At 77.2% G+C, this 6,063-nt stretch carries 5 protein-coding genes; 2 read left to right on the forward strand and 3 right to left on the reverse strand.

Translation table 11 applies throughout. From position 1 onward, the window contains the following. The coding region (locus tag IE321_RS40260) for a molybdopterin-binding protein (protein WP_190226597.1) at positions 1-1,540 on the forward strand (1,540 nt) is incomplete at its 5' end. Between the two features lie 24 nt (positions 1,541-1,564). Here the strand turns inward: IE321_RS40260 and IE321_RS40265 are convergent. The 3 genes from IE321_RS40265 to IE321_RS40275 form a co-directional block, all read right to left on the reverse strand. After that, positions 1,565-2,437 (reverse strand): DUF4436 domain-containing protein, encoded by an 873-nt coding sequence (locus IE321_RS40265; protein ID WP_190226598.1) that lies wholly within the window; start codon positions 2,435-2,437, stop codon positions 1,565-1,567. Beyond that, the gene (locus IE321_RS40270) at positions 2,434-3,597 is read right to left on the reverse strand and encodes an agmatine deiminase family protein (protein ID WP_190226599.1); all 1,164 of its coding nucleotides are present in this window, start codon (positions 3,595-3,597) and stop codon (positions 2,434-2,436) included. The genes IE321_RS40265 and IE321_RS40270 overlap by 4 nt, the downstream gene beginning before the upstream one ends. A gap of 220 nt (positions 3,598-3,817) precedes the next feature. Continuing rightward, complete coding sequence (locus IE321_RS40275; protein ID WP_268257456.1) at positions 3,818-4,471, reverse strand: TetR/AcrR family transcriptional regulator; 654 nt, start codon at positions 4,469-4,471, stop codon at positions 3,818-3,820. Positions 4,472-4,720: 249 nt separating this feature from the next. Between IE321_RS40275 and IE321_RS40280 the strand changes: the two genes are divergently transcribed. Then, positions 4,721-6,063 (forward strand): serine/threonine-protein kinase (locus IE321_RS40280; RefSeq protein WP_190226600.1); only part of this gene is annotated, 1,343 nt, incomplete at its 3' end.

Below are 6,063 nucleotides of genomic sequence, written 5' to 3' on the forward strand. Positions count from 1 at the left end.
CGTCCTCCCGGCCGGTCCGGCCCGCGCCACCGCCGGTCCCGCCGGGCCGGGGACGGGCACCGCGTCCGGGACGCACACCCTCACCCTCGTCCACCTGGGGCGCGACGGCGCGCCGACCGTCGCCTACCGGACCCTGCTGACCGCGCTGTCCGGGCCCGACGCCGGCGGCGGCCGGGAGGTGAGGGGAACGCCCGGCGCGGTCACCCTGGAGGTGCCCGCCGGGCGGTACGTGCTCGACTGCCTGATCTCCACCCGGCCGGTGGGGGAGGAGAACTGGGGGAACGACTGGCTCGTCCGGCCCCGGCTGGACGTCGACGGCGACCTGACCGTCGTGCTCGACGCCCGGGTCGCCCGCCCGGTGGACATCCGGCCGCCGGTCACGGACGCCGGGTTCGAGCAGATCGGGGCGTTCGCCGAGGTGACGTACGAGGGGGTCACCGGTTTCGTGAACGCGATGGCGATGTCGCCCGACCTGCGCGTGGCGCACCTGGGGCCGGACACCGAACGCGGCGCCGTACGGACCTGGGTGGACGCGTACTGGAGCCGACCGGGGGGCGTCTGCGCCCTCGGGTACCTCTTCCGGGGCGAGCGGGCGCTGAACGGTCTGGTCCGGCACCCGGCGCCGGGCGACCTGGCCACGCTGGTGGTGCGCGCGGGCGTGCCCGCCTCCGGCGAGGGTCCGGCCCTCGTCTCCCTGTCGCCGTCGCCGGGCCCGTCCCCGAGCCTGTCGCTGCCGATCCCGCAGGGCGGCACCGGGACGTTCCTGTTCACGCCCGAGCGCGGCACCTGGGACCTCGTCTACGGCGCGCCGACCGAGCCGGAGGGACCCTCCCGCCCCTACTTCCTCCTCGGGCGCTCGTTCACCCCGGGCTCCACCACGGTGCACACCTTCGACACCCCGGTCTTCGGCCCGGAACTGGACGCCTCGCCCGACGCCCCGCCCGTCGCGCTGCGCACCGGCGACACCCTGGACCTGTCGGTGCCGCTGCTCGCCGACGGCGACGGCCACGTGCCGTCCTCGCCGCTGTTCACCGCGTCGACCGTCACGCTGTACCGCAACGGCGCGCCGTACGCCTTCCGCCGGGGCGAGAAGCCCGGGCACGCCTCCTTCACCCTGCCGCCGGGCCGGGCCGCGTACCGGCTGACGGCGAGCGCGACCCGGCCGCGCGGCAGCGTCACGGCGAGCTGGACCTTCACCTCCGCCGCGTCCGCCACCCCCGCCGAACTGCCGCTGAGCGCCGTACGGTTCGATCCGGAGCCGGCCCTCGACGGCACCGTCCCGCCGCACACCGCGACCCGGGTGGCGGTGACGGTGCGGGGTGCCGCCCTCGCGGCCGGGGTGCGGTCGCTCGACGTGTCCGTGTCGACCGACCGCGGCACCACCTGGTCACCGGCGCCGGTGACCGGCGGGCGCGTCGCGGTGACGACCCCGGCGCCCGGCGGGACGGTGTCCTTCCGGGCCCGGCTCACGGACGCCGACGGCAACACCGTCACCCAGACCCACCTCGACGCCTGCGTCACGCGCGCCGCCGCGCGCTGATCCCGGTTCCGCCGGGGCGGGGGCTCACGGGGGCGGCGGGCCCTCCGCGCGGACGGCGCGGGTGACCACCACGACGACGCAGAACGCGATCAGGGACTCCGCCCAGAAGAAGGCGAGGTAGTCGAGGAGACTGCCGATGGGCGGCGCGCCCGGGGCGGTGTTGCGGAAGGCGGCCAGGGCGAAGAGCGTGGCCGCCATCCAGCCGAGCGCGGGCCAGGTCAGGCCCGCGCGGCGGCGGACGAGGAACCAGCCGCCCATCAGGACCGCGATCGTGAGGGCCCACATCGCCGCCATCATGAAGAGCGCGAAGACCAGGACGCTGCCGGAGCGGGAGAGTTCCGCCGAGAAGACCGCCGCGCCGTCGGACTCCGAGGCGTCGACGGCGAGGGAGAACAGCGCGTCCCGGTTGACCAGCGTCATCCGCACCGGGACGCTCTCGCCGCCCTGCACGGCGGCGAACTCCAGCTCCGTCGCGTACGCGTCGAAGGGGTAGTCCGTGACCGGGCCGCCCGTCAGGGCCACGGGCACGTCGACGGTGGCGATGCGGTCGTGGGCCGGGAAGGCGAGGTCGCCGCGGACGGCGGGCGAGGTCTGGAGCGTCAGGTCCTCGGCCGGCGACAGGCCGCCGGCCTCCGCGAGCGCGCCGCGCGGGGTGACCTGGAGCCGCAGGACCAGCTCCCGGGCCGTGGCGTCGACGCGCTGCACGGCGGCGTCGACGTCGATCCGGTCCGGGCTCGCGGCCGCGTCGCCCGCCGTGGCCCGGGCGTTCAGGTCCTGGCGCTCGCCGTACTGGAACCAGAGCCCGCAGAGCACGGCCGCCGCGACGGCGAGGACGACGAACCCGGCGGCCGCCAGGCCCCGCGGGCGCGGGGCGGGCGGCCGCGTGGGGGCCGTCATGCGGCGGGCTCGCCGGGCTGGTCGTGGGTGGCGCAGTGGATGCCTCCGCCGCCGGACGCGATGGTGTCGATGTTCAGCTGGACCACGTCCCGGTCGGGGAAGTGCTCCTGGAGGACGGCCTTCGCCCGGGCGTCCGCCTTCCGGTCGCCGAACTTCGGCAGGAAGACGGAGTCGTTGGCGACGTAGAAGTTGGCGTACGTCGACACGAAGTCGTCGCCCTCGCCGCTGATCCGCTCCAGGTCGGGCTGGGGCAGGTCGATGATCTCGAAGCGCCGGCCCCGGGCGTCGGTCGCCCGGGACAGCACCGAACGGGCCTGGTCGGCCGAGCGGGACCAGGAGTCCGGGGGAGTGTCGGGGTGCGCCTGGTCGAGCAGCACGACCCCCGGCGCCACGAAGCGGACCAGGCTGTCGACGTGCGCGTCGGTGATGTCCTGTCCGCGGACGCCCGCGAGCCACACCACCTTCTCCACGCCGAGGGTCTCGATCAGCTCGTCCTCGATCTCGTCCCGGCTCTTCCCGGGGTTGCGGTTGTCGTTGACGATCGAGCTCTCGGTGACGAGCAGGGTGCCCTCGCCGTCCGTCTCGAAGGAGCCGCCCTCGGCGACGAGCGGCGCCTCCTCGCGCGGGATGTCGTACCGGGCGAGCAGCCGGCGGCCGACCTCGGCGTCGTTCGTGTGCTCCTGCTTGCCGCCCCAGCCGTTGAAGCGGAAGTCGACGCCGACGAGCTCGCCGCCGTCCTCCACGAAGACCGGCACGGTGTCGCGCGCCCACAGGTCGTCGACGGCGAGGGGGATGACCTCGACCTGCGAGCCGCAGGCCCGCTGGGCCGCCTTGACCTGGTCGGGGCGGGCCATCATCACGACCGCCTCGTACTCGCCGACGGCCCGGGCGATCCGGGCGATGTCCTGCCGTACGTAGGGGAGGTCGTCCTCCCAGACGGAGGCGAGGGCCGGCCAGGACATGAAGGTGCGGGTGTGGCTGTCCCACTCGGCGCCGAAGCGGCGCTCGGCCCGCGCCGCCGGGGTGCGGGCGGGGGCGGTGGTGGTGCCGCCGCCGACGCCGTCCTCGGGGCCGCAGGCGGTGGTGCCGAAGGCGAGGACGCCGCCGGCTCCGGCGAGGGCGCGCAGGGCGGTGCGGCGGGAGAAGGGCAGGAGGGACACGGTGTGCTCCGATCGTGGGCTGGCGAGACTAACCGGCGTCGGCGGGCGCGTCGGGGAGACGCGGCGCGGCGACGGCAGCCGCGGGCCGTGGCTTCACGCGGGCGGCCGTCAGGGTGCGTCCGACCGGGGCGTGAGTGGGGGTGGCCGTGCCCCACTGTGTCACCTGACTGAATTTTCAGTCAAATAAGAGGGGGTGGTGCCGGGCGATGGGCGGTCCCGCTCAGGAGGCGGGGGAGTCCACGGCGGCACGCCCTTCCGGGACGCGGGGGGCCTCCGGCGGGCGGAGCGCCCGCACCTCCGCCGCGAGCGCGCCCCGCATCAGTTCGGCGGCGTGTCCGGCCGGGAGCAGCCCGGCCAGCCAGCGGGTGCTCAGCCCCTCCAGGAGCACGGTGAGGCGCTCGGCCGCGCCGGCCAGGGACCGCTCCGGGGCGGTCGGGGCGACCGGGCGCAGCAGGTCCGCGAGCTCCCGGACCCAGTCCCCGCCCGCCCGGGCCAGCTCGCCCCGCAGCTCGGGGTCGAACACGGCCTCGGCGCGCAGCTCGCCCCAGGCCGTGCTGTTCTCCCGCACCTCGGGCGTGTCCTGGAACTCCCGCGCCAGCCGCTCCTCCAGCTCCCGCAGCGCCTCCTCCGGGCGGCGCGGCCCGGGCGCGCCGGGGCGGGTGTACCGCTCCGCGCGGTCGCCGAGGTGCCCCAGCGTGTGCCGGAGCAGGCCCGTCCGGTCGCCGAAGTGGTAGAAGACGAGGGCCGTCGAGACGCGCGCCTCGGCGGCCAGCTCCGCCACGCGCAGCCCGAGCACGCCGCGGCGCGCCATCGCCCGGGCGGCGGCCCCGAGGATCGCCGTCCTCCGGTCCGGCCCGCCCGGCGGCCGCCGCACGTCCTGCGGGCCCCCGGCGTCGGGCGGGCCCTCCTCGTCCCGCGCGTCCCGCGCCTCCCGTGTGCCCCGTACACCCTGCACTCCTGCGCTCCTCGCTGATCCGCGAGCCGTGAACGGCCCGCCCGTGTTGACTGAAACTTTAGTCAAGAGGCACGATCGGGTCGGGCGTGCCCCGCGCCCGTCGGCCGACCCCGGCGCCGGGCCCGCCCCGGTGCGCCCGGCCGTTCCGTACCGCCGAAAGAGCCGCCCATGTCCTCCACTCCGTCACCGGCGTTCCCGTCGCCCCGCGCGGTGCCCGCGCCGGGCGACCCCCACGAGATCGGCGGCTACCGGATCCAGGCCCGGCTCGGCGCGGGCGGCATGGGCGTCGTCTATCTCGCCCGCACCCCGGGCGGGCGGCCCCTCGCCCTCAAGGCGGTGCGCGAGGACTTCGCCGCCGACCCGGAGTTCCGCCGCCGGTTCGCGCAGGAGGTCGCCAGTGCCCGCCGCATCCACGGCCTGTTCACCGCGCAGGTGGTGGACGCCGGCCCCGAGGACCCGGTCCCCTGGCTCGCCACCGCCTATGTGGCGGGCCCCTCGCTCCAGCAGGTGGTCGAGCGCCACGGCCCGCTTCCCCCGCGCACGGTGCTGCTCCTGATCGCCGGGATCGCGGAGGCCCTCCAGGCCATCCACCGGGCCGGCGTGATCCACCGGGACCTCAAGCCCGCCAACGTCCTGCTCGCCGAGGACGGGCCGCGCGTCATCGACTTCGGCATCGCGCGGGCCGCGGACGCCACCGGTCTGACCGGCACCGGCCTCAGGATCGGCACCGCCGCCTACATGGCCCCCGAGCAGGCGCTCGGGCACGCCGTGACGCCCGCCACCGACGTCTTCGCGCTCGGCGCCCTGGCCGCCTACGCGGCCGGCGGCGCCCTGCCCTTCGGGACCGGCCCCGAGTCCGGAGTGCTGTACCGCGTGGTGCACGAGCCCGCCGACGTCTCCCGCGTCCCCGCCGAGCTGCGCGAGCTCATCGGGCACTGCCTGGCCAAGGCGCCGGGGGGACGGCCCGACCCCGCCGCCCTGATCGCCGCCGTGCGCGCGCACCCCGCCGTGGGCCCCAGCCCGGAGTTCGGCGCCGACTGGCTGCCCGGGGCCGTCGGCCGGGAACTGCTGCGCCGGGCGGAGCACCCGGCCGCCGCCGAGCCCACCCGCCTCGACACCCCTTCCCCTTCCCCGCACGAGACCCCTTCCCCGCACCACACCCCTTCCCCGCACGACCGGCCCACCCGCCTGGACACCCCCTCCCCGCACGACCGGCCCACCCGGACCGCCCGCCCGGAGAGCCGGAGGCACGCGGCGCCGGGGCGCGCGGGAGGACCGGGCGCCCCCGTTCTCCCGCCGCCGGCGGCGGGAGAACGGGGAGGCCGCCGAGGCCCCCGGCGGGCCCGTACGGTCCTGACGGCGGCGGCCGCCCTCCTCGCCGCGGGGCTCGCCGTGACGGCCGCGGTGCTCCTCCTCACGGACGGCACGGAGCCGGACGGTTCCCCTCCGGGCGGCTCCGCGTCGCGCGGCCCGTCGGCGGGCGGCCCGGCGGCGAGCGGCCCGGCGCCGGA

It is taken from the genome of Streptomyces hydrogenans, assembly GCF_014656075.1.
In the GTDB taxonomy this organism is placed as follows: Bacteria; Actinomycetota; Actinomycetes; order Streptomycetales; family Streptomycetaceae; genus Streptomyces; species Streptomyces hydrogenans.